The organism is Gemmatimonadaceae bacterium (genome assembly GCA_020846935.1).
Lineage (GTDB): Bacteria > Gemmatimonadota > Gemmatimonadetes > Gemmatimonadales > Gemmatimonadaceae > RBC101.
Genome location: JADLCY010000005.1, coordinates 38,041 through 61,286 on the forward strand (window position 1 = coordinate 38,041; position 23,246 = coordinate 61,286).

The 23,246-nt window shown below is 66.6% G+C and carries 20 protein-coding genes; 18 read left to right on the plus strand and 2 right to left on the minus strand.

All coding sequences use genetic code 11. The annotated features are described in order from the left end of the window. The 15 genes from IT361_06945 to IT361_07015 all read left to right on the plus strand — a co-directional run bounded on the left by IT361_06945 (position 1) and on the right by IT361_07015 (position 19,066). Positions 1 to 1,332, plus strand: coding sequence for a RagB/SusD family nutrient uptake outer membrane protein (locus IT361_06945; protein MCC6317417.1), 1,332 nt, complete (start codon positions 1 to 3; stop codon positions 1,330 to 1,332). Between the two features lie 375 nt (positions 1,333 to 1,707). Further along, a complete protein-coding gene (locus IT361_06950; protein ID MCC6317418.1) occupies positions 1,708 to 2,214 on the plus strand; it encodes a cytochrome c in 507 nt (168 codons plus the stop codon). Continuing rightward, positions 2,211 to 5,966, plus strand: a complete 3,756-nt coding sequence (locus IT361_06955; GenBank protein ID MCC6317419.1) for a nitrate reductase subunit alpha — start codon at positions 2,211 to 2,213, stop codon at positions 5,964 to 5,966. The genes IT361_06950 and IT361_06955 overlap by 4 nt, the downstream gene beginning before the upstream one ends. Before the next feature lie 11 nt (positions 5,967 to 5,977). Next, a complete protein-coding gene (gene narH, locus IT361_06960; protein MCC6317420.1) occupies positions 5,978 to 7,540 on the plus strand; it encodes a nitrate reductase subunit beta in 1,563 nt (520 codons plus the stop codon). Further along, complete coding sequence (gene narJ, locus IT361_06965) at positions 7,533 to 8,117, plus strand: nitrate reductase molybdenum cofactor assembly chaperone (protein MCC6317421.1); 585 nt, start codon at positions 7,533 to 7,535, stop codon at positions 8,115 to 8,117. Before narH ends, narJ begins: the two co-directional genes overlap by 8 nt. Continuing rightward, positions 8,110 to 8,808: a respiratory nitrate reductase subunit gamma gene (locus tag IT361_06970; protein MCC6317422.1), complete on the plus strand. Its 699-nt coding sequence runs from the start codon at positions 8,110 to 8,112 to the stop codon at positions 8,806 to 8,808. Before narJ ends, IT361_06970 begins: the two co-directional genes overlap by 8 nt. Before the next feature lie 142 nt (positions 8,809 to 8,950). Then, positions 8,951 to 10,033 carry a tellurite resistance/C4-dicarboxylate transporter family protein gene (locus IT361_06975; protein MCC6317423.1) on the plus strand — a complete coding sequence of 361 codons (1,083 nt, stop codon included), beginning with the start codon at positions 8,951 to 8,953 and terminating at the stop codon, positions 10,031 to 10,033. A 215-nt stretch (positions 10,034 to 10,248) separates the two neighbouring features. Further along, positions 10,249 to 10,428 (plus strand): Rdx family protein, encoded by a 180-nt coding sequence (locus IT361_06980; protein ID MCC6317424.1) that lies wholly within the window; start codon positions 10,249 to 10,251, stop codon positions 10,426 to 10,428. Positions 10,429 to 10,526: 98 nt separating this feature from the next. Next, complete coding sequence (locus IT361_06985) at positions 10,527 to 11,606, plus strand: 6-phosphofructokinase (GenBank protein ID MCC6317425.1); 1,080 nt, start codon at positions 10,527 to 10,529, stop codon at positions 11,604 to 11,606. Between the two features lie 231 nt (positions 11,607 to 11,837). Further along, entirely contained in the window at positions 11,838 to 12,176 is a 339-nt protein-coding gene (locus tag IT361_06990) for a hypothetical protein (GenBank protein ID MCC6317426.1), read from the plus strand. A 49-nt stretch (positions 12,177 to 12,225) separates the two neighbouring features. Beyond that, complete coding sequence (locus IT361_06995) at positions 12,226 to 14,907, plus strand: DEAD/DEAH box helicase (protein MCC6317427.1); 2,682 nt, start codon at positions 12,226 to 12,228, stop codon at positions 14,905 to 14,907. 328 nt (positions 14,908 to 15,235) lie between these two features. Beyond that, a complete protein-coding gene (locus IT361_07000) occupies positions 15,236 to 16,333 on the plus strand; it encodes a hypothetical protein (protein MCC6317428.1) in 1,098 nt (365 codons plus the stop codon). 17 nt (positions 16,334 to 16,350) lie between these two features. Continuing rightward, a complete protein-coding gene (locus tag IT361_07005; GenBank protein ID MCC6317429.1) occupies positions 16,351 to 16,983 on the plus strand; it encodes a redoxin domain-containing protein in 633 nt (210 codons plus the stop codon). 233 nt (positions 16,984 to 17,216) lie between these two features. Next, complete coding sequence (locus IT361_07010; protein MCC6317430.1) at positions 17,217 to 18,383, plus strand: ATP-binding protein; 1,167 nt, start codon at positions 17,217 to 17,219, stop codon at positions 18,381 to 18,383. Between the two features lie 212 nt (positions 18,384 to 18,595). Continuing rightward, positions 18,596 to 19,066 carry an SRPBCC family protein gene (locus IT361_07015; protein MCC6317431.1) on the plus strand — a complete coding sequence of 157 codons (471 nt, stop codon included), beginning with the start codon at positions 18,596 to 18,598 and terminating at the stop codon, positions 19,064 to 19,066. A gap of 543 nt (positions 19,067 to 19,609) precedes the next feature. Here IT361_07015 and IT361_07020 read toward each other — a convergent pair. Together IT361_07020 and IT361_07025 are read right to left on the minus strand one after the other, a co-directional pair. Then, positions 19,610 to 20,134 carry a GNAT family N-acetyltransferase gene (locus IT361_07020; GenBank protein MCC6317432.1) on the minus strand — a complete coding sequence of 175 codons (525 nt, stop codon included), beginning with the start codon at positions 20,132 to 20,134 and terminating at the stop codon, positions 19,610 to 19,612. Positions 20,135 to 20,205: 71 nt separating this feature from the next. Further along, the gene (locus IT361_07025; protein MCC6317433.1) at positions 20,206 to 20,865 is read right to left on the minus strand and encodes a CGNR zinc finger domain-containing protein; all 660 of its coding nucleotides are present in this window, start codon (positions 20,863 to 20,865) and stop codon (positions 20,206 to 20,208) included. A 106-nt stretch (positions 20,866 to 20,971) separates the two neighbouring features. On the opposite strand from IT361_07025, the gene yjjX reads away from it, so the two are divergent. Genes yjjX through IT361_07040 form a run of 3 tightly spaced genes read left to right on the plus strand, consistent with a single transcriptional unit; the run spans position 20,972 to position 23,246 of the window. After that, entirely contained in the window at positions 20,972 to 21,556 is a 585-nt protein-coding gene (gene yjjX / locus IT361_07030) for an inosine/xanthosine triphosphatase (GenBank protein ID MCC6317434.1), read from the plus strand. Then, positions 21,553 to 22,008 (plus strand): acyl-CoA thioesterase, encoded by a 456-nt coding sequence (locus IT361_07035; protein MCC6317435.1) that lies wholly within the window; start codon positions 21,553 to 21,555, stop codon positions 22,006 to 22,008. Before yjjX ends, IT361_07035 begins: the two co-directional genes overlap by 4 nt. Then, complete coding sequence (locus tag IT361_07040; protein ID MCC6317436.1) at positions 22,005 to 23,246, plus strand: 4-hydroxy-3-methylbut-2-enyl diphosphate reductase; 1,242 nt, start codon at positions 22,005 to 22,007, stop codon at positions 23,244 to 23,246. The genes IT361_07035 and IT361_07040 overlap by 4 nt, the downstream gene beginning before the upstream one ends.

The window sequence follows — 23,246 nt, forward strand, 5'->3', positions numbered from 1 at the left end:
ATGACCATGACCACACATTCGGGGAAATCCTCGCCGCGCACTGGTCAGTCGCCCGCGGCGGCACGCCCGCTGCGTGCCTGGCGCCGCCTCGGTCGCACGCTCCTCATGACCGGCGTGCTCCTCGCCGGCGTGTCCTGTACCGACTTCCTCCAGGTCGAGGATCCGGTCAACCTCACACCGGATGATCTCAAGGCCGGTTCCATCGCGCTGACCGTGAATGGCGTCCGGGGCTCGTTCCAGTCGATGTTCGACTACTACGTGCTGCATACGGCGCTCCTCACCGACGAGATGGTGCTTGCCGGTACGTTCCCGTATCGCGCCGAGATCGATGCCCGCACCATCGATGCCGCCAACGAAGGGATGCTCGGCGACTTCTACACGCCACTCTCGACGGCACGCTTCATGGCGGATACGGCCGTTGCGATCCTGCAGGCGGCAAAAGGCCAGGCCGCCGTCGCCGAAGCCGAGCGCCTGAGCGGGATCGCGCTGTCGTCGTACTATGGCGCGTACACCCGCATGCTTCTCGCGGAGTCGTTCTGCAAGAGCGCGATCAACGGAGGGAAGGGACTCACGTCCGACGAGCGAATGGCTGACGCCCTCGCGTCCTTCGCGAGCGCGCGAGCCGCTGCCCAGGCCGCCGGAATGGCGGAGCTGGTCAACGCATCCAGGCTCGGTGAGGCTCGGGCACAGCTGTGGCTCGGCAAGTATTCCGAAGCATCGCAGGCAGCTGGCGCCGTGCCGAACGACCTGCGCGTGCTGTCGTACTACTCCACCGCCAGCGTTGCACAGAAGAACAAGGCGGTCCGTCTCACCTACGCCATCGACGAGGCTCGTCGATTCACCATCGGCGATGGGACGCTGGCCTCCACGGGGAACGAGGTCTGGCCGTACCTCGCGGAGTGGGAGGCGCTCGGACTCCTCGAGAAGCGTCCGGATCTCATTTCCTTCAACCCGGTCGTGCCGGTCGTGCTCCAACTGAAATACCCCACGGCGGGTGCTCCGATCGTGATTGCTTCGGGGAGCGAAGCACGCCTCATCGTGGCCGAAGCCAGGCTTCGTACGGGTGATCGAACGGGCGCGGCCGCCATCGTCGACAGTCTACGCAGCAAGAACTGGGGCCTGCCGGCCATCGCGTTCAGCGGCAGCCTGACGAGTGATCTGCGGACGATGGCGCGCGAGCGCGCGCGAGAACTCTGGCTCACGGGCGAGCGCCTGCCCACGTTGCGCCGATATCTGAAGGACGGCGTAGACCTCTTCCCGGGCGGCAAGCAGGGAACGAACACCTGCTTCCCCGTGCCGCAGCGAGAGCTGGACACGAATCGGGGATTCTGAGGCGTTTGCGACGGCGCACGTCCGCCGGAGCCTCCGTCACCGCCTGAGCGCCACCTGCGCGCGAGGGCGGTTGGTCGGCGCATCACTGCGCGTCGTCGCTGGTGCTGGGCGCCTCGAGACGCGTCCGTATCGCATCGTCGCCAATCTGGACATTCCCGCCGCTGAGGTGCGTCGCGGCGGGCGCTCCGATCGTGATGGCTTCCCCGATCCGGGCGTCGCCCGCCTCGTAAGCCGGCTGTAAGTACCAATCACTACCCTGGTCGAGAAGCGGGCACCGGGACTCCGCGACGACCAGCACAGGCCAGAGGAAGGTCGTCGAGGTCCATCCCACTCTTCGTGCCCCGTTCGACGGACGGCGCGACCAGGAGGACCTGAATGACGCGACGAGCGTGGCGAGCGTTGTACCGGATGACCGGCCGAGCGGTATTCACGGCCGTGGGGGCGGCAACGATCCAGTCGGCAGTGTCGACGGTGGCGCGAGGGCAGGATGCTACCGAAGGAAAGCGTGTCTTCGAAACACTCTGCCTCGCCTGTCACACCGTTGGCGGCGGCGTCAAGATCGGCCCGGACCTGCAGGGCGTCACGGAACGACGCGATGCCGCCTGGCTCAGGAAGCAGATCACGGACCCTGCCGGGCTCAAGCGGTCAGGCGATTCCGTGGCGCTTGCCAACCAGGCGAAATACGGCGTCCCGATGCCTCCTCTCGGTCTCAAGGAGGCGCAGGTCGATGCAGTGCTGGCGCACCTCGGCGTCGCCGAGTCGGCGCCCGCGTCCCGGCCGGCCCTGTTCGTGCCCTCGCTGGCGCTCGCCGCCATTCTGGCGACAGGCATCACCATCCTCGCCCTGGGCGTGGCCACCAGGAACTCGGAGATCCGCGCATGAAGAGCCGATGGTTCCGCATCAGCGATGAGTCCCGGTCGTGGGAAGACTTCTACCGCAGCCGCTGGTCGTACGACTACAGCGTGCGCACGGGGCACGGCGTGAACTGCTCCATGGCCTGCAGCTGGGAGGTGTTTGTCAAGGACGGGATGATCTGCTGGGAACTGCAGAAGACCGACTATCCGCAGATCGATCCGGACATACCCAACGTGGAACCGCGCGGTTGCCAGCGCGGCACGACGGCCTCGTGGTATCCGTACAGCCCGCTCCGCCCGAAGTACCCCTACATCCGCAAGGTGCTCTGGGACTTCTACCAGGAGGAGAAGCGCGCGGGCAAGGATGCCGTCGAGGCCTGGGCCGCCGTGGCCGAGGACGAGGCGCGCAGCAAGGCGTACAAGGTTGCCCGCGGAAAGGCGGGGTGGAAACGCGTGACGTGGGACGAGGCCGCCGAACTCGTTGCGGCGGCCCAGATCCACACGATTCGGCGCTATGGTCCCGACCACATCGCCAACTTCTCGCCCATCCCGGCGATGAGCCTGGCCAGCTTCATCTCCGGAAGCCGATACAACAACCTGCTGGGCGGTATCTACTGCAGCTACTACGAGTGGTACCACGATCTCCCGCACTGCAGCCCGTCCATGTGGGGCGACCAAACCGAGAACTGCGAGAGCTCCGACTGGTACCAGGGCACCTACTGGGTCGTTGCCGGCACCAACATCAACATGACGCGGACGGCCGACGCGCACTTTCTGCCGGAAGCCAAGTACCGGGGCACGAAGATCGTGGTGGTCTCGCCCAACTACTCGGACGTGGCCAAGTACTCCGATCTCTGGGTGCCAGTGGTCCCTGGCAGCGACGGCGCGTACTTCATGGCCTGCATCCACGTCATTCTCAAGGAGTTCTACGCGGACCGGGAGACGCCGTACTTCACGGACTACGTGAAGCGGTTCACGAACCTTCCCTTCCTCGTCGCGCTGGACAAGGACGGTGCGAAGTACCAGATGGGCCGATTCGTACGCGCATCGGACATCGCGGAATATGCCGGCGAGGAGAACGCCGACTGGAAGCTCATCATGCGCGACGCCGCGGGAAGGCTGCACGTTCCGACGGGGTCGATCGGGTTCCGCTGGGAGAAGGAGCCGACCGGCAACTGGAACCTGCAGCTGAAGAACGCGGTCACGAAGGAGGACTTCGATCCGCTCCTCACCGTGCTGAGCGCTGGCGGGGAGCGGGCCATGGTGTCGTTCAGCGACTTCACGGACACGTTCAACATCCAGACGGGCAAGACACCGGGAAAGGGCGGCAACGCCAGCGAGATCCTGCGCGAGGTGCCCACGGTCCGCATCCGAACGGCGGGTGGAGAGGAGTTGCTGGTGACCACGGCGTTCGACCTGCTGATGGCGCAGGCCGGCGTGTCCCGCGGACTCGGCGGCGACTACCCGGTCGACTACGACGATCCGAGGCCGTACACGCCCGCGTGGCAGGAGAAGATGACCGGGGTGAGCCGGAACCTGGCCATCCAGGTGGGGCGCGAGTTCGCGGAGAACGCCGAGAAGACGAAGGGCAAGTCGCTGGTGATCACCGGGCCCGGCATCCAGCACTTCTACCACGGCGCGTCACTGTACTACCGGAACGAAGCAGTGATGCTGGCCCTGTGCGGCTGCAACGGCGTCAACGGCGGCAACTTCAACCACTACGTGGGCACGCAGCACACCCGCCTGCACGCCGCGTTTGTCAACCTGAGCGGCGCCCTCGACTGGCATCGCCCGCCGCGGCTCATGAACTCCACGTCGCTCTGGTACTTCCAGACCGGCCAGTGGCGCTACGATGGAATGCAGCTCGATACGCAGTGGGCCCCCGGGGCGACGAAACTCAAGCCGTTCAACCACGCGGCCGACGTGAATGCCCTGGCCGTGCGGCTGGGATGGCTGCCGTTCTTCCCGCAGATGGACAAGAAGAACCCCATTCGGCTGTACGAAGAGGCGGTGGCCGCGGGCTGCACGACGGACGACGAGGTGAAGGCCTGGGTGCTGCGCCAGTTCAGGGAGGGAAAACTCGACTTCGCGGTGCGCGATGTGGATGCGCCGGAGAACCGCCTGAAGGTGCTGACGGTGTACCGCGGCAACCTGATCGGTACGAGCATGCGTGGCCACGAGCTGGCGTTGAAGCACTTCCTCGGCACGCATGACAACTCACTGTGGGAGAAGGAGCCGGCCAAGGGGCTGGTGAATGAGGTGGAGTGGCGGGAGCCGTCGCCGATCGGCAAGCTCGACCTCCTGGTGAACCTCAACTTCCGCATGGACTCGACGGCCAACTACTCGGACGTCGTGCTCCCCGCAGCGTTCTGGTACGAAAAGCATGACGTGACCTTTGGCGACATGCACACCTTTGTGCATCCGCTCACGCCGGCCACCGATCCGCCCTGGGAGGCGAAGCACGACTGGATCGCCTTCCAGTTGATCGCGAAGAAGTTCTCGGAACTTGCCGGGAAGTACTTCCCGAAGCCGGTCAGGGAAGTCGTCCTCAAGGCGCTCTGGATGGACAGCCCCGAGATGCTGGCCCAGCCGAACGGCGAGGTGAAGGACTGGCGCGCGGGGGACGTGGAGCCCATTCCGGGCAAGACGTTCCCCAGCATCGAGATCGTGGAGCGCGACTACACGCAGACCTTCGACAAGCTGGTCTCGCTCGGTCCGTTGGTGAGCAGGCCCAAGGGGTATGGGTCGAAGGGGCAGTACACGGACCTGACGCCGATCGTCGAGGAGCACCTCAAGCAGAACGAGGCGCTCTCGGTTCGGGATGGCCGCGTCAGGTTCGAGAGGCCCGAGCAGCTCTGTGAGCTCATCTGTCAGATCTCGCCGGAGCTGAATGGGCGGCTGGCGCACATGTTCTTCAGGGAGATGGAGAAGAAGGTCGGGCTGCCGCTGGCGGATCTGGTGGACGCCGTCCGCGAGCGCCGAGTGTCGTTCAGGGACCTCGTGGCCCAGCCGCGACGCATCCACACGACGCCGCAGTGGAGTTGTATCCTGTCCGACCCCGACACGGGGAAGCAACGCACGTTCGCGCCGTTCACGATGAACGTGGAGCGACTCAAGCCGTGGCACACGCTGTCGGGCCGGCAGGAGATCTACTACGACCACCAGGGGATTCGTGAGCTGGGCGAGGGACTGCCGACGAACAAGCCACCGCTGGACATGGTGGCGATCGGCGATGTGCGGCTGGACACGGCCGAAACGAAGTCGAAGGTCTTCCGTTTCATCACGCCGCACGGGAAGTGGCAGATCCACAGTTCGTTCCGCGACCACTGGCCCATGATGCAGCTCTCCCGCGGCGGCCCGACGGTCTGGATTCATCCGGACGACGCCGCCGAGATCGAGGTGCAGGACAACGACTGGGTGGAGATGTACTGCGAGAACGGCATCGAGGTGGTGCGTGCCGTCGTCAGCCACCAGGTGCCGCGCAACATGGCCATCACCTACCACCAGGTGGAGCGGCACGTGAACGTCCCGTTCTCGCCGCTGGCGAAGAAGCGTCGCCGTGCGGACCTGCGCGGCGGCAACAACAACGCGACCACGCGCATTCTGATGAATCCGGCGACCATGATCGGCGGGTACGCCCAGTTCAGCTACTACATCAATTACTGGGGGCCAAGCCCGTCGGAGCGTGACCACGCCGTGCTCATCCGGAAGATGCCGTTGGGCGCGCGCGGCCGTCCGGTCTACGGGGAAGAGCAGCTCGCCATCCTGCCATCCGTCTAGGAGGAGCGATCATGAGGGTCAGGGCCCAGCACAGCATGACGTTCAACCTGGAGAAGTGCATCGGCTGCAACACGTGCACGGTGGCCTGCAAGAACGTCTGGACGAACCGCGAAGGTGCGGAATACATGTGGTGGAACAACGTCGAGACGAAACCGGGAATCGGGTACCCCAGGAAGTGGGAGCACCAGGAGATCTGGAAGGGTGGCTGGGTGAAGCAGGGGGACTCGCTGACCCTGCGCTACGGCGGCAAGGGGTATCAGCTGGCCAACCTGTTCTTCAACCCGCGCGTGCCGGAGATGCGCGACTACTACGGCGACGACGTCTACACCTACACCTACGACGACCTGCACAACCCGGAGCAGCAGACGCAGCAGCCGATGGCCAGGCCGAAGTCGATGGTCACCGAGGAGAAGGACATCCCCATCACGTGGGGCGTGAACTGGGAGGACAATGCCGGAGGGACGCACGTCACCGGCAGGGAGGATGCGAACTTCAAGGGCATGCCGGCGGCCCAGCGTGATGCCCTGCTCAGGTTCCGGGACGTCTTCTATTTCTACCTGCCGCGCATCTGCAACCACTGCGTCAATCCCGCCTGTGTGGGAGCGTGCCCTTCGGGAGCAGCCTACAAGCGCGAAGAAGACGGAGTCGTGCTGATCGACCAGACGCGGTGTCGCAGCTGGCGGTACTGCGTGTCCGCCTGCCCGTACAAGAAGACGTACTACAACTGGGTGTCTGGCAAGATGGAGAAGTGCATTCTGTGCTTCCCGCGTCTGGAGTCGGGGCTCCCACCGGTCTGCTTCCACACCTGTGTCGGCAAGATCCGCTCGTTCGGGCAGATCTTCTACGATATGGACAAGGTGCCGGGTGCAGCCACCGTGCCCGAGCATGACCTCGTGCGCTCGCACCGGGACGTGATCCTGGATCCGCACGATCCGGCGGTGGTGGCCGCCGCGCGCCGTGAAGGCATCAGCGACGACTGGATCAGCGCCGCGCAGCGTTCGCCCGTGTACCAGCTGTTCAAGCGCTGGGAGCTGGCGCTGCCGCTGCATCCGGAGTTCAGGACGCTGCCGAGCCTCTTCTACATTCCGCCGCTGAGCCCGATCACGACGAGCGCCGGGAACGTGTCGCCCGACGAGAAGGACATCTTCGACATGGAGCAGTCGAAGGGGCCGCTCATCGATCCCGACGAACTGGACAAGTTCCGTGTGCCGATGCAGTACCTGGCATCGCTGTTCGGGGCCGGGAACGAGGAGCCGGTGCGGGTGTCCCTGCGCCGCCAGCTTGCCGTCCGCATCTACGAGCGAAGCCTGCGTGTGGAGAAGACGCCGAACACCGATGTGCTCACGCGCGTGGGGCTGACCGTCGAGGATGCCAACGGCATCGTCAGGGCACTGTCCCTGGCCTTCTACAACGAGCGCTTCGTGGTCCCGACCACCAGGCGCGAGAACGCGGACATCAGCCCGTACACCGAACGCGGCACCGCCGGCTTCCACGCGTTGGGCCCGCTCACCCAGCTCAAGCGCCGGAAGAGCTACCACAAGGCCCCACACGATCCGGACAAGGACTATGAGTGACGCGACGGCTGTCAGGGGAGATGCCTACTCCGTCCTGAGTGAACTCTGGTGCAGCCCGCAGGACACCGACGCCGCGGAGTTGCGGCGGAGGGCCAGTGAGGTCGCCGACGAGCTGGAACTGCGCGACCGCGAGGCTGCGGTCGCTCTGCGGACGTTCCTTGCCGGCGAGATCGCCGATGAGGACTACATCGCGCTGTTCGAGCTGGCCCCGCAGTGCGCGCTCTACCTCGGCAGCCATTCGTTCGACGAGCCGATGACGTGCGCCCAGGCCGGCGTGTCCGACCGCAACGGCTACATGATCGAGTTGCGTGGTGTGTATGGCCACCTCGGTCTTGCCCCGGACCGGTCCGAGCTCCCCGACTATCTGCCGCTCATGATCGAGTTCCTGGCGCTGACCGCGGAGTCCGACGATCCGGTCAGGAGGAAGCTGATCACCGAGTACATGCTGCCGTACCTCCCGCCAATGCGATCACGGTTGGTGGAGCTGCAGAGCCACTACGTGCACCTCCTCGACGCACTGGAGCGCATCCTGCGCAGTGAGACGGGATCAGATACGACGGAGGGCAACCATGTCTGAGAACTTCTTCTTCGTCGGCCTCCCGTACGTGACGATCCTGATCCTGGTTGGCGGGACGGCCTATCGAGCGTTCACGGGGGGAAAGACCCAGTTCCGGGGCAGGCTGGCCTGGAGTGCTCGCGGTGACTACCTGTGGACCACGAGGTCCACGGGCTTTTTCGGGAGGGCATCCATCGGTCCGGCGGCTTTGAGTCTGCACTGGGGCATGCTCGCCGTCGTCGTGGGCCACATCGCCGGATTCATTGGCGGTGCCTACGGGCTGGCTTCCTGGGTGGAGTTCTTCCGATGGACGGCACTCGCTGGCGGTGTGCTGCTTCTCTACGGACTGATCTGGGCCCTCGTGCGCCGCCTCATGTCGCCACAACTGCGTGCGATGAGCACGTTCGATGACTACGCCGTGCTGGTGCTGCTCATCCTGGTCGCCGGGCTCGGGCTCTACAATCCCGCCATCAAGCTCGCCTTTGGAGTCTCCTACTCGGTCGGGCCGTGGTTCGCCGGGATCTTCAAGCTTCGCCCCGATGCGTCGCTGATGACCGGTGCGCCCTTCATCGTGCAGCTCCACATGGTTGTGGCCATGTTGTTCCTCTGCTACCTGCCGTTCACCAAACTGGTACATGCCTTCAGCTATCCGCTCGGATACGCCCGCCGTCCCTACATCTCGATGCGCAGCTACCAGGGCCTGAAGAAGTGACGTCCGCGGCGGGGTCTCACCTCGCTGCCTGCATCCCCCGAACGCCGGGCGAGACAGGTGGCCAGGCGTGGAGACACGTCGCCGCGGGACAGGCGCGCGCCGGGTTGCCGGAATCCACGTGCAGGACCGGGCGCGTCACCACATGAGCTGGCTGGCGGAGGGGGTACGGCGGCTATCGCCGGCCTACTTCGCCCTGGTGATGGCCACCGGCATCGTCTCTCTGGCCTCGATGCGCGCGGGCTTCCGGCTGATCGCCGTTGCCCTCTTGTGGCTGAACGTCGCGCAGTACGTCATCCTGGTCGTGCTGTTTGCCGTTCGTGCGGCGCAGTACACGCGCGCGTTCACCGCTGACCTCCGCGATCACCGCGCCGCACCAGGATTCCTCACCGCGGTTGCCGGAACCTGTGTGCTGGGGAATCAGTTCATCCTGATCGTTGGCTGGTCCGGCGTGGCGCAGGGTCTGTGGGTGGCCGGCATGCTGCTCTGGATCATCCTGACGTACGTCATCTTCACCAATCTCACCATCAAGGAGCACAAGCCATCCATTCAGGACGGCATAACGGGCGGTTGGCTCCTTGCCGTCGTCGCATCCCAGGCCATCGCGGTACTCAGTGCGCTGCTGTCACGGCAGTTCGAGCAGCCCGACCGCTTGTACGTCAACTTCCTCGCCCTCTCCATGTGGCTCTGGGGCGGGATGATGTACATCTGGATGATCTCGCTGATTTTCTACCGATACACGTTCTTTCCGTTCTCGCCGGGCGATCTGTCGCCGCCGTACTGGATCAACATGGGCGCCATGGCGATTTCCACGCTGGCGGGATCTCTGCTCGTGGAGAACGCGGATGACGCCTGGTTCCTCCGGTCGCTGCTCCCGTTCCTCAAGGGGTTCACCGTGTTCTTCTGGGCGACCGGTACCTGGTGGATCCCGATGCTCGCGATCCTGGCGGTCTGGCGTCACTGGTGGAAGCGGTTTCCCCTCACCTACGATCCGCTCTACTGGGGCGCCGTCTTTCCCCTGGGCATGTACGCGGTGGCCACCTTCCAGATGGCTCGATCAATGAACCTGGACTTCCTGTTGCCAGTGCCGCGCGTGTTTGTCTTTGTCGCACTGATGGCCTGGGCCGCGACATTCTGGGGCATGATCAGGCATATGCTCGTGACGGCACGGCGTGATGGTCGATCGCCGACAGCCGGGATCGCCGCATCTCAGGAGGGCCACGCCTGAGCGGGTCGCTTCGACGAGGTCACGGCCCGGCGACGAGACCGCGTGACTTCCGGACTCATGGGCCGTGCTGCCCGAACCGCGGTCTCTATCCGCTAGATTGGCACGATGACCCCGCCGCGGTGCTGCCCGTCGGCCCCGCCCCCCGCCCCAAAGCAACGATGCGCATAACGATCGAATACTGCACAATGTGAAACTACGAACCCCGGGCGGTCAGTCTGGCTGCCGAGGTTCGTCAGGCCTTTCCAGACGCCGAGGTGGATCTGGTTGCGTCGGGAGGAGGTCGCTTCGAGGTCCTTCGCGACGGCCAACCAGTCTTCGAAAAGTCCCGGCTGCGCCGGCACGCCACGCCTGGGGAGGTGGTGCGCTTGCTCCGGGCAGCCGACACTCCTCCCTGAGCGTCTGCGGCCCGATGCCGGCGCAATGGTCGCCTGACCAGGATGCTGAATCCGCCGAAAGAGCCTCTCGCAACGCGCCTCCCTTCGAATACCTGACGATGAAGATTGCGATCTCCACCGGTGGCGGTGACGCGCCGGGTCTGAATGCCGTCATCCGCGCCGCCGTGCTCTCGGCCACGAGTCGGGGCTGGGACGTCCTCGGCATCTGTCGCGGGTACTTCGGGCTCCTTGGCGAAGACGAGATTCTCACGCTCACGCGCGATTCGGTGCGGGGCATCGGGCACCTCGGCGGCACCATTCTGCGCACCACGAATCGCGGCAACCCGTTCGCCTTTCCGGTTGCTCAGCCGGATGGGACGTTTCGGGAGGTCGATCGGTCGCACGAGATCCTGGCCAACATCAAACGACTTGGCATCGACGCCATCGTCACGATCGGGGGCGACGGTTCGCTCAGGATCGCGCAGCAGCTGCACGACCTGGGCGTGAAGATCGTGGGCGTGCCCAAGACGATCGACAACGACGTGAGCGGCACCATCACCACGTTTGGTTTTGATACGGCCGTGAGCACGGCGATCGAGGCGCTGGACAAGCTGCACACGACCGCGGAGAGCCATGAGCGCGTGCTCGTGATGGAGGTGATGGGTCGCCACGCGGGCTTCATCGCGCTGCACGCCGGCGTTGCGGCATCCGCGGACGTGATCCTCATCCCGGAGATTCCCTACGACATCGAGGCCGTGTGCGAAAAGGTGCGTGCGCGGGATCGCGCGGGCCGGCATTTCTCGATCGTGGTGGTGGCCGAGGGCGCGACGCAGGCCGGCGGAGAGCAGTCGGTGATCGGCGAATCACTGCCGGGCCAGGACAAACGTGTGGGTGGCATTGCCGGTCGACTGGCCTGGGAGATCCAGGCACGCACGGGCAAGGAGGCGCGCTCGCTCGTGCTGGGGCACCTCCAGCGCGGCGGCTCGCCGACGGGCTACGATCGGTTGCTCGCGACGAGGTTCGGCGGGGCGGCGATCGAGGCGGTGGAACAGGGGAAGTGGGGCGAAATGGTCGCGCTGCAATCACCACATATCGTCACGGTCCCTATCAGCGAGGCGCTGCGCGAGCCCAAGCGCGTGGATCCATCGCACGACGTCGTTCGCACGGCGAGGGCGGCGGGGATCTCCTTCGGCGACTAGTCGGGAGGGCACTCCGCGGCGCGGCGAGGGTACCTTGCCAGCGAGCCGTCGTTCGATGTCCTCGTGTCTTGCGGGGCTGTCCCGCTCCGGGGACGCATCCAAACGACGACGGTTGCCATGTTCTCAACACGTTGTGTGCTCTATGTTTAGCCCCCGTGCCCGGCTGAGGATCTCTGGCACCCGTCGTGCAAGGCAGGCGGTTGACGCATCGCGCAGGCCGCAGGAGAAGGCATGACTCGTACCGGGATAACGATCGCGATTGGCGGAGTTGCGGCCGCGCTGGTGCTGCCCGTCGGGGCATCGGCGCAGGTCGTTCGATCGTTCACTCCGCCCTCCCGCGACACCGATCAAAAGAGCGAAATCCCGCGCGAATACAGACCGCCCCGGGGCATGTGTCGCATCTGGATCGACAGCGTGCCACCGCGTCAGCAGCCTGCACCGACGGACTGTGCCACCGCGGTACGCAACAAGCCTCGCAACGGACGCGTGATCTGGGGCGAAGACGCCAAGGGCAGCGACAAGAAGGACGAAAAGCGCAAGAAGCCCGAGGACGACACGGGCACGCCGTAGCGCTCGGGCCGGATTGAGACGGTTCGCGTCGGTCGCTTAGGTTGTGGGCGTGCTGACCGACATTCGCGACCGCGCGCTCCCGCTGGACCACGCGGCATTCGTCGCCGCCGAGCCGCCGACGGGTCGCATCATCGTCATCGCTCCCACGCGCGCGGCGTGCGAAACGATCGAGATCGCACTCGGTCTGCATGTCGACACCGTGCTCGAGCGGCGACACGGCCAGGAGATTCGCGACCTGGCCGCGAGCGGGGCCGGGTTCGGCATCGTGGCCGGCACGGGGACGGGAAAGACGCTCGCGGTGCGACCCATCGCCGAGTCGATCCTCGGCACGACGGACCTTCGGATCGGCGTCGTGAATCGCGAGCGCGAGGCAACACCGGAGACGCCCACCTGGAACGTCATCATCGTGACCACCGGCATCGCACGCCGGTGGTTCCAGGACGGCGACATCCTCCAGCGCGACACGCTCATTGTCGACGAGATCCATCAGACGTCGGCGGAACTCGAACTGTGCCTCGCGTTAGGCAAGCGCGTGGGCTGCCGCTTCATCTGGTTGTCGGCCACGGTGGATCCGGGGTTCTACGCGCGCTACCTCGGCTCAGCATCGGTCATCCAGACGACGGCCTTCGATCCGGCAAAGGCGGCCGACGTCCGTGTGGTGCGCAAGGATCCCGCCGAGTTTCTGGATGACCGGTTCCTGCAACAGGTGACGCGGCAGCGGCGTGGTGTCGGGATGTTCTTGCCGACGCGGGCGGCCGTGGAGCAGGTCGCCGTGGCAGTCGGCGACCGGTTTCAGCGCATCACCTCGGCATTTTATCACGGTGGCGAGCCCATTCGCGTGATCCGGCCGTTTCTGGAGGAAGGGGCGCCACGGCCGTTCTTTCTTGCGATGACGGCGGCGGGCCAGAGCGCGCTGAACATCAAGGGCCTCGACACGGTCGTCATCGACGACACGCGCTTCGCCAACGTAGTGGAGCGGGGAAAGAACGTGCTCACACGATTGCACCTTGGGACCAACGAGATCCTGCAGATGGCCGGACGCGTGCACGGGCGCGTGGAAGAGGGGAAGGTGTTCATCCTGTCGGACCGCGACATCGACTTTGCCTCGCTCCGTCCGACAGCGCCTGAGTTCCAGCTCGCCGGCGATTCGGAGCGGGTGGCGCTCACGTGCGCCGATCTCGGAGTACGCGCCGACGAGCTGGACCTTCCGGTGGAACTCGATCGCGAGGCGTATCGTCGCGCGCTGGCACACCTCGAGTCACGCGGCGTGGTGGAGCACGGGCGGCTGTCGCGCTACGGGCGCATGGTGGAATCGATGCCCGTCGACCGCGCGTGGGCCGAGCTGATCGTGCATGCCGACGCGGATCTGCTGCCCGCGCTGTCGGTGATGGCGAGTATCGAGTCGCTCCACCGCATGACACGCGACCAACGGGAGCTGAGCGGCCTCGTGATCGCCGGCAGCGATCACCTCACGGCCTACAACGTCTATGCCGAAGCCTTCGGCAAGGCCGGGTACCTGGGCGAGGTATACGGGCTGCCGCGTCACCTGTTCGATGAGGCGATCATCGAACGCTGGGCCGAGCGCCGTGGCGTGCTCGTGAAGGCCATCGAGGACACCGCGCTGGCGATGGCCAGCGTGTGCCGCACGGTGGGCGTGACGCTCCCCGACCGTCTCCCGCTCGTCAACGATGATCTGCGGCGACGCTATGCCGACCTCGTTGCTCGCATCATGCCGTTCGATCTGGTGATCGATGAGGAAACGGTCGATGGGCAGGAGGCGCGCGTGTCCCGCAGCAGCGTGTGCGGATCGTGGGGCGCCGTGGCCGGCACGTTGCGCTACTTCGCCGATCGGTTTGGCGTGCCTCGCGCGTCGATCGAGGGCACGCAGATCCCGGGTGACCTGGTGCGTCGATACGCACAGCGCGGCGACCCGGAAATCGTGTACGAGGGGAGCGAGCGGCGCGACGCGCTGCTGCGCCGGAGCCGCCTCACCTACTTTGGCTTCGATCTCGAGCGCGACGAGGAGTACCTCGACCGCTTCGCTGGCGAAGACGCACCGGCCGCACGCCGGGCCCTGGCCGATGCGCTCGCGCGCGAAGAGGCGCGCCATCCAGCGGTCAAGCGCAATCGAGCAACGATCGCGGACATCCGCGAACTGTATCGGCGATCGGGCGGCGCCACGCGTCGACTCGGCCAGGCAGAGTTGCGCGAGGTCTACCTCACGGCGCTGGCGGACGTGTCAACCATCGCGGAGTACCGTGCGGCTTCGCTGCGACTCGATCTGTCCGCGTCCGTGTCGCGGGACGATCGCGAGCGGCTGCTGGCGCTCCCCGACATGGTGGAGGTGCGAGGCCTGCCGGTGGGGATCGACTACGATGTGGAGGAGGCAAACGGCCAGGTGCAAGGCATCGCGCGCCTCGTCGTGCCGGAGAAGCTCGCGCGTACGCTGTCGGCGGTTGAGCTGCCGACCCTGGATCGGCCGGTGCGGTTCATCGTGCACCGCGGCAAGCGGGGGTCGGTGCGTGCAGCGACCCTCGATGAGTTGCAGGAGCTGCTCGATCGCCCGTGGATGCCGGACGAACGGCCGAGTCGTCGGCAGGAGCGCGAAGACGATGCGCGCCGGCGCCATCGTCGGCGTGGGGGCGATCAGCGTACGAGCGGGGAACGGGAGCGGTTCGAGCGGGCGCGGGACGGGCGCCGGGTGAACCCTCGGCGGCGTCGCGGTCGTTAGGCGCGCACGCGGCGCCCTGGATGAGGGTCCGGCGACGGCTGTCCTGCGCGTCATGACGGAGACACGGGTGCTCGTGGCGCCGGCCCCGTTGAGGCGGGCTGCCTGGCCAAGCCGTCGCCGAGCCCATCCGATCGCGGCTATCCGCTCAACGCTCGCCATGCCATACGCCGCTCTGGCGCCCCCTGGCCTGGCAGGCTAGCGTACGCCGAAGGACGAACGACCGAAGGTTGACACCAACCAGTGGATGGAGGGCTGCATGGCCCCTGCCCCTGAGTGAATCGACCGTGTCTCGGTGATCGACCGGTATCAACTTCGAAGAGGGCAGCGAATGACCAGTTGCTGGCCAGCCGTCCTTGCGGCTGTTGGGATGCTGGCTCCGGCGATCGACCACCCGCACGCGCAGGGCTCCCTGCGCGTGTCGGGCCCGACGCGGGTGCTCGAGTCGTTGGCTCCGGGATCGGACTCCGTCGCATTTGCCTCGGCGATCGCGGCCACACGACTCAGCGACGGCACCATCGCCGTGGCCGTTCCCCTGACACCCCGCATTGCCTTCTTTGACCAGGCCGGAAGGCTGACCCGCGTGGCCTTACGCAAGGGAACCGGACCGGGTGAGTTCCTCACCTTGCGCTGGATCGGCCAGTGCGCACGCGACACGCTGTTCGCGTTTGAGCAGGCGCGCGTCCAGGTTCTGTCTCGCCAGGGCGCGTACATCCGCACGATCGACGCGGGCGGACGGCTGCCGGGGCAGCTCTTCTGCAATCGCTCCGGTCTGATTGCCGCGGTGGGAGCCGGCAACTGGGAAGCACCAGCCGGAAAGGGTCTCCGGCGCGTGTCAGCTGACGCCTGGCTGTTCGATACCGATGGAAAGGAGCGCGCTCGACTGGGCACGGTACCGGTCACCGACGCCGCATGGAACGGGAGCTACTGGGCACCCGTGCCCCTCGGCAACCAGATGTTCATGACGCTCGATGGAGCGGATGCCATCATGTCGACCGGTGAGTCCGGCATCCTGTCGACGTGGCGCGGGACCCAATGGAGCGTCGGGCCGGATCTTGGGCGCATCGAACGGCGTCCGGCGACGGCCGACGATCTCGAGGCCGGCATTTCATCGTTGCTCGCGCTTGCCCCCAACCGAAATGCGCGTGGGCTGCGTGACCAGTTCGCGGCGCTCCCAAGGCATGAGACGATCCCGGCCGTATCGCGGGTCGTCAGTGATGGGCAAGGACGCGTGTGGAGTCAGCTGAGCCCGCCGGGGTCTGCGCCCACTCGCTTGCGCTGGTTTGACCGACCCTCGGGCCGATCCGGCGACCTCGTAGTTCCCGCAGCCCTGATCCTGCAGGAAGTCGGCCGCGATTACCTGCTCGCCATCGAAGAGATGCCGACCGGTGAGCAGCGAGTGGTGGAGTACGCCGTGGTGGCGCGCTAGGCGCCCGGCCAGGCCGGATGCGCCTCCCTTCGCGGGCGTTGGCCCGGCAGGCCGCGACGGCGCTGCGGGCGAGCCGCGCCGGGCGACGGCTCATCGTGCTGTCGTTAGGTTGTGCGCTCTGGGCAACCCGCGAGGTCGAGGCGTGGTCGCGAACCGGGACCGATCCGCGCACCCCGGATGCCGTGGTCGACGCGCTGGCCCGCTCGTTCGTCGGCCGGCCGATCGACAGCAGGCATACCGGCGTGTTCCGCGCGGAACGCGACTTCCCGGGCCCCGCGGTGATCTTTGCGTACTACTCGATAGAGGACGAATACTCGCACATCATGCTGCGGGATCTGTCCTGGCTCTCGGAACGGTTTGCGGAACGGGGCCTTCGCGTGGTGGCGATCGCGCTGGATGATACGAGCCACCTGCCCGCCATTCGCCGCGAGCGGAAGGTACGCGGATATCCCTTCGAGTGGCTCCTGGATACCGAGGGGCATGCGTCCGCGCTCCAACTGGCTCGACCCGTTCCCATGGCATTCCTGTTTGTCGGCGACACGTTGGTGCGTCGCTCGTTCAGCATCGTTCAGGAACAGGGGCGCACGATCTGGGGCAGCATGCGTGTGCAGATGCAGCTCCACGAGCTACTGCCCTCGGCGACCCCCTGAGCAGCGCGGTTGTGCGGGTGGGCGGGACCAGAGGGCGCGCGTAAGAGCGCAGCCCGCGCCGCGCGCGCGATCCGATCGGTCGCGGGGTTGCCGGGGCGGACGAAGTCCCCGCTCAGCCCCGGCCAGCTCAAACCGGCGATTCCTTCGCGTCCTCGATGGAAGGTGACGGGCAGACCAGAACGGGCGAGGGGCTGGATTTTCCTTGCATTTCTAACTGTCGACGTTACAAATTCATGGAAATGAACAGCCGGCGCACCGCCTATCTCGGGGTCATCCGAGCCCGTCTACGGGACAACCCCATCGTGTGTCTGACCGGGCCGCGCCAGGCCGGAAAGACCACCCTTGCTCGTATGCTGGCGGCGGAGTCCACCGAAGCCGTGCACTTGTTTGATCTCGAGTCGCCGGCCGACCTCGCCCGACTCGCCAACCCCGAACTGGTCCTCTCCCCGCTGTCCGGGTTGGTGGTGCTCGACGAGGTCCAGCGCCGTCCCGACCTCTTCCCCGTGCTGCGCGTGCTGGCCGATCGACCCGGTACCCCGGCCCGCTTCCTCCTTCTTGGTAGCGCTTCGCCCGATCTCATCAAGGGGAACAGCGAAAGCCTCGCCGGCCGCGTGTCGTTCGTTGACATCACCGGATTCTCGCTGGCCGAGTTGCATGCCGACGATCTGTCCAAGCTCTGGTGGCGCGGGGGATTTCCTCGTGCGTACCTGGCGCCGGACGACGCGACAGCGCGGCAGTGGCTCGAAGACTTTCGCCGGACCTTTCTGGAGCGCGACATCCCCCAACTGGGCATCCAGATTCCCGCCGCCACGCTTGGCCGCTTCTGGACGATGATCGCCCACTTCCACGCGCAGGTGCTCAACCAGGCAGAATTGGCACGCGCGCTGGGCAGCTCCGAACCGACCGCACGGCGCTATCTCGACATCCTCGCCGGTACCTACATGGTGCGACTCCTCCCGCCGTGGTTCGAAAACCTCGGCAAGCGGCAGGTGAGGTCGCCCAAGGTCTACATAAGGGACTCAGGCGTTCTGCATGGACTGCTCGGCATCCCCGACGGCGCGGCGCTGCAGTCGCACCCAAAGCTGGGCGCCTCGTGGGAGGGGTACTGCCTGGAGCAGATCCTCGCCGTGTGCGGCGATCGCGCCGCGTACTTCTGGGGCACGCACAGCGGCGCCGAGCTCGATCTGCTGCTGTTTCACGAGGGGCGCCGGCTGGGTGTCGAGTTCAAGTTCTCGGAGCAGCCGACCACCACCAAGTCGATGCGCATCGCCCAGCACGATCTCTCGCTCGCCCATCTCTATGTCGTACACCCGGGCGAGCACGAGTACCTGCTCGACGAGGGGATCACGGCCATCCCGCTCCCGCGCTTGCTCGACGTGCTCCAGTCGGCGCCCACCTAACGGTGAGCGAGCCGGTTCCGACAGTCGAACGCAGCGCGGCGTGGGATCCATCGTCGGGATCCCGGACGCGTCCTGCGTTCGCGCCATGGTGCGCCAGCACGCGCATTGCCGGTGGCTCTCGCGCCTCCACGCCCGAAGAGCCGTAGCACGCCCCCGCGACGACCGCAGCTTCTCGATGTTCGCAGCGCGGATGCACCATCAACGGGACAGTCATGATCCGCTCGCACATCGAGATCGATCGTACACCCACGGAAGTCTTTGCGTACGTCGCAGACCTTGACCGGCACTGCGAATGGCAAGACGCGATCATCTCGGCCCGGAAAGTGCCAGCAGGTCCGACACGGCTTGGCACGCACAACTTTGAAACGCGGCGCCTCCCGGGTGGGCCTCGCGAAGTCGAGTCCGAAATCTACGAGTACGAGCCGCCTCGGCGCATCGCCGCGAAGGGCGTGAACGGACCCGTCCGCGCAACCATTGTCATTTCCATCGAACCGCTCGACGGGGCCTCGCGGTCACGACTGACAACTGAACTCACGCTGGAAGGGCGCGGCATCGGGCGGCTCCTCCTTCCGCTGGCGCGGCGCGTTGCCCGCAAACAGGTGCCACGAGACCAGCTGCGTCTGAAACACATCCTGGAGAGCGGACAGGCTGTCCCAGCTTCAGCTCCGGCGGCTGCGGAATAGCGGAGCCGAGTTTGCACAATGGATCGACGAGCTTCCGCCTAATAGGCACCTGCGGGCGAATCGCGACTCACTATCTGCAACCAGGGAGATGTTGCACATGAAGGTTCCGAGTGGGACTTCGAGGGCCGCTGACGACAGGGCCTGCGAGCAGAAAACCGGGCGCTGGCGCGCTCACTGGATCGACGCGATCGACAAGTGGGGAGCTCAGGGGCGCGCAGCCGTCGGCAAGTACCTGCTATCCGAAAAGGTCAATCCCTGGTGGATTGCCACGCTCACCGTTGATCACGAGGCCGCCAAGGGCATTGTCGAGAAGGACGGGCAACCCAAGGGCTACTCGATCTGTTCCACCAAGTCACCGGCGGTGAGTGCGGAACGCGTCTTCGAAGCCCTGACGTCGCCGGAAGACCTGGCTCACTGGTTCGGACCGGGCGCGGTCTGCCGCACTTCCACTACGTGCCAACCTACCCGAGCCTGGCCGGGTGGCAAGCGTCACCGATGTTCCGCTCGCGCCGGCCATCCGGGCCCGAGTCGTCGCTGAGTGCGTTAGGCGTCGGCGTCTGGCATCTCCACCTGGTAGCGCTCCACCCGGTACGGCACAAAACCCCGCGCACGATAGTTCGGCAACGCAGCCGGCGCGTCGAGGGTGCACGTGTGCAACCACACACGCGACGCGCCCCAGGCAAACGCCGCCCGGCACGCCTCGACCAGCATCCATCGCCCAAGCCCTCGACCCTGCGCATGCCCCATGAGCCCGAAGTACGCGATCTCCACCGAGCCATCGGCGTGGCGCACGAGCTCGAAGAAGCCGTCATCACGCCCGGCTGACCGCGCCACGAACACGCGAACATCCTCGCGGGTGAGATACGCGTGCAGGTCGTCGTCAGAGATCGCGAGTCGATCGCGCCAATGATACCGCGCGCCGACGTCGTGGTAGAGCGTTCGCGCGACCGACACGGGGCACGGGCGCAGCTCCACGAGCACCTCGTCGGACTGGCTCGCGCCCTGTCGGTCGAGATCCGCGAGGGAGAGCAGCTGGAGATAGGTGCGCTCGACGTCGATCAGGGCCATGCAGGCAAGCTACACGCGGACACCGCGTGCCTCACCGGGCGACCTCGCGTCGCGTGACACGCGGCGCCTGCTCAGGCGCTCGCGATCGGTGGTTCGTGATGGTGACGCTCGCGAAAGCGCGCCGCCTTGGCGCGGTTGCCGCAGGTCGCCATTTCGCACCAGCGGCGGCGCCCGTTGCGGGTGGGGTCGAGAAACACGCGCGCGCAACGCGAGTCGCAGCAGCGGCGCACGCGACGCAGTTCGCCGTTGATCAGGGAGTCCGCCGCGGACTCGACGACGGGGATGATGAGTCCGGCGAACGCATCGCCCACCGGCACAAAGCTGCGCGCGAACGACCCGTCGGCGCGCGGCTCCAGGCGACGTGTGCCGGCCGAGCGTCCGAGCACGCGGTTGATCTCGGCCAGGGCGTCCCATCGCGCCTTGTCGGACGTACCGCCGCGCTCGGCGAGCACGCGCAAGGCCGCACGGGTTCGACGGGCATCCACGAGCGCGGCGGCGGCTCCGGCCGGTTGCTGCACCGCGCGCCGCCGCATGCCACTCGCGCGCTCGACGTCGAGGGTGCCGGACTCCTCGAGGAACAGCACGAGGGTCTCGAAGTCGCGCAGCAGGTCGGCGCGCGCACCTCGCCGGATCTCGTCGGTGTTCACGAAATCCAGCCACAGCCGCTCGCCAACGTGGCTGAAGCGGAGGGGAGCACGGGTCGCCGGTCGTCGCACGGGGAGGTCCACCATGGCGCCCTAGCATATCCGCGATCGGGGGACGCAGCAAGGCGACACGTTCGTGGTGCTAGATTGCCGGGACGTCGGCCGTCCCGCTCCCTTCGTCACCTCGCCCGCCATGTCCACTGTCCCGACCGTTGCGGTCGGTTCCGCGAATCCGGTAAAGGTGCGCGCCGTCGAGAGAATCGTTAGGCACTGGCACGCCGACGCTGTGGTGCACGGCGTCACGGTGCCGTCGGGCGTGCCGGACCAGCCCTGGGGCGACGACGAGACGATCCGCGGCGCGCGCGCGCGCGCGATCGCCGCGCGCGAACGGCTCGACGCCGACGTGGGCGTGGGGATCGAAGGCGGCGTGGTCGATGTCGGCGAAGAACTGCGGACCTGTGCCTGGGCGGTGGTTGCCCTGCGCGACGGGCGCACGTTCCTCGGAGGGTCGCTGTCGCTTTCGTTGCCGGCCGCCGTCGCGGCCCTGGTGCGCGGCGGCACCGAGTTGGGACACGCGATGGACACGGTCACCGGGGCGAGCGGCACGAAACACGGCGCGGGGGCCGTCGGTATCCTCACCGATGGACTCGTCGACCGCCAGCAAGCCTACGAAACGATCGTCGCCTACGCGTTTGCGCCCCTGCTGGTGCCCGATCACTACGGCGTCGCGATCGACGCCGAGCTCTCGCCGGCACCGGCGACGGAGCGCGCGACATGACGCCCGCTCCTTTCGTGATCCACGAGCGTGTGCGCTGGGGTGACGTCGACTACGCCGGCATCATTAGATACGACGCGTACACCCGCTTCATGGAACTGGCCGAGTCGGAGCTGTTTCGCAGCATCGGCATCGCGTATCGCGAGTTCGTGGAGCAGTTCGACTTCACGATCCCGCGGCGCGCGATGCACGTGGACTTTGAATCGCCGCCGCGGCTGGACGAGCGCATCGCCACGGTGGCCTACATCTCCCACGTCGGCACCACATCGCTCACGCTGAACTTCGACTTCTACGGCGACGGTGGTGTGGTGCGGGCCACCGGACACCTGGTGCTGGTCTGCCTGCCCAAGGGTGCCACGCGCGCCGCGCCGTGGCCCGCCGACTTCATCGCCAGGCTCGCACCCTATCGGCTGTCCTCCGAACAGGCGCGCGCCACCGTCCCGTTCGACGCATGACGAGCGGCCCGCCAGACACCTGGTTCCGCAAGGGCTTTGGCCTCGGCGCGGCGGTGCAGCAGGATCTGGACGCCGCGTACGCGGGCAGCCTGGTCGATCGCCTGCGCGCGAACGACGATCGCCTGACGGTTGGCGAGGTCACCGTGCGACTGGCGAAGGAACTCGGTTTTTGCTACGGCGTCGAGCGCGCGGTGGAGTACGCCTACCAGACGCGACGCAAGTTTCCCGATCGGCGGCTCCACCTCCTGGGCGAGATCATCCACAACCCGCACGTCAACGCCACGCTCCGCGGGATGGGGATCGAAATCATGGAGCCACGCGCGGACACACGGGACGGCGAGCCGCGCTTCGACTACGAGACGGTGCGGCCGGATGACGTGGTGATTCTTCCCGCCTTCGGCGTCACGATAGCCGACTTCCAGGCGCTGCGCGCGCACGGATGCATCGTGGTGGACACGACGTGCGGCTCCGTACTCAACGTGTGGAAGCGCGTTGAAGCCTACGCGCGCGACGGCCTCACCTCGCTGCTCCATGGCAAGTACTACCACGAAGAGACGCGGGCGACGGCGTCGCAGGTGCTCAAGTACCCCGGCGGGAGTTACCTGGTGGTGCGCGACATGCGCGAAGCCGAGCTGGTGATCGAATACATCGCCGGGCTGGGCGCCGGGCGTATCGACGACGCGGCGCGCACACGGTTCCTGACCACGTTTGCGCGCGCGGTGTCACCTGGTTTCGACCCCGACGTCCACCTGCGTCGCATCGGTGTGGCCAACCAGACGACGATGCTTGCGCGCGAGTCGCTGGCGATCGGTGAGCGGGTCGGCGAGGCGATGGCAGCCGCGTGGGGCGCGGACCACCGGGCGTCCAACTTCCGCACCTTCGACACGATCTGCTCAGCCACCCAGGACCGGCAGGACGCGGTGCAGGCGCTCCTCGACGAGCAGCCGGATGTCATGATCGTCGTTGGCGGCTTCAACTCGAGCAACACGATCTCCCTGGCCGCGCTCTGCGCCGAACGCGTCCCGACGTATCACGTCGAGGACGCCGAGGGCATCGATCCGGCGACGCACACGCTGCACTACCGTCTGGCACAGGTGAAACACGCCGAGGCGGATGCGGTGGACTGGCTGCCCCCGGGTCCGGTGACCGTGGGCATCACCGCCGGGGCAAGCACGCCGAACAACAAGATCGGCGAAGCCATGGCTCGCGTGTTCGCCACGCGCGGCCTGCGGCCCTGA

Coding starts and splice junctions, on each gene's coding strand:
- IT361_06945 (MCC6317417.1), top strand. CDS start 1: ATGACCATGACCACACATTCGGGGAAATCCTCGCCGCGCACTGGTCAG.
- IT361_06950 (MCC6317418.1), top strand. CDS start 1,708: ATGACGCGACGAGCGTGGCGAGCGTTGTACCGGATGACCGGCCGAGCG.
- IT361_06955 (MCC6317419.1), top strand. CDS start 2,211: ATGAAGAGCCGATGGTTCCGCATCAGCGATGAGTCCCGGTCGTGGGAA.
- narH (MCC6317420.1), top strand. CDS start 5,978: ATGAGGGTCAGGGCCCAGCACAGCATGACGTTCAACCTGGAGAAGTGC.
- narJ (MCC6317421.1), top strand. CDS start 7,533: ATGAGTGACGCGACGGCTGTCAGGGGAGATGCCTACTCCGTCCTGAGT.
- IT361_06970 (MCC6317422.1), top strand. CDS start 8,110: ATGTCTGAGAACTTCTTCTTCGTCGGCCTCCCGTACGTGACGATCCTG.
- IT361_06975 (MCC6317423.1), top strand. CDS start 8,951: ATGAGCTGGCTGGCGGAGGGGGTACGGCGGCTATCGCCGGCCTACTTC.
- IT361_06985 (MCC6317425.1), top strand. CDS start 10,527: ATGAAGATTGCGATCTCCACCGGTGGCGGTGACGCGCCGGGTCTGAAT.
- IT361_06990 (MCC6317426.1), top strand. CDS start 11,838: ATGACTCGTACCGGGATAACGATCGCGATTGGCGGAGTTGCGGCCGCG.
- IT361_07000 (MCC6317428.1), top strand. CDS start 15,236: ATGACCAGTTGCTGGCCAGCCGTCCTTGCGGCTGTTGGGATGCTGGCT.
- IT361_07005 (MCC6317429.1), top strand. CDS start 16,351: ATGCGCCTCCCTTCGCGGGCGTTGGCCCGGCAGGCCGCGACGGCGCTG.
- IT361_07010 (MCC6317430.1), top strand. CDS start 17,217: ATGGAAATGAACAGCCGGCGCACCGCCTATCTCGGGGTCATCCGAGCC.
- IT361_07015 (MCC6317431.1), top strand. CDS start 18,596: ATGATCCGCTCGCACATCGAGATCGATCGTACACCCACGGAAGTCTTT.
- IT361_07020 (MCC6317432.1), bottom strand. CDS start 20,134: ATGGCCCTGATCGACGTCGAGCGCACCTATCTCCAGCTGCTCTCCCTC.
- IT361_07025 (MCC6317433.1), bottom strand. CDS start 20,865: ATGGTGGACCTCCCCGTGCGACGACCGGCGACCCGTGCTCCCCTCCGC.
- yjjX (MCC6317434.1), top strand. CDS start 20,972: ATGTCCACTGTCCCGACCGTTGCGGTCGGTTCCGCGAATCCGGTAAAG.
- IT361_07035 (MCC6317435.1), top strand. CDS start 21,553: ATGACGCCCGCTCCTTTCGTGATCCACGAGCGTGTGCGCTGGGGTGAC.
- IT361_07040 (MCC6317436.1), top strand. CDS start 22,005: ATGACGAGCGGCCCGCCAGACACCTGGTTCCGCAAGGGCTTTGGCCTC.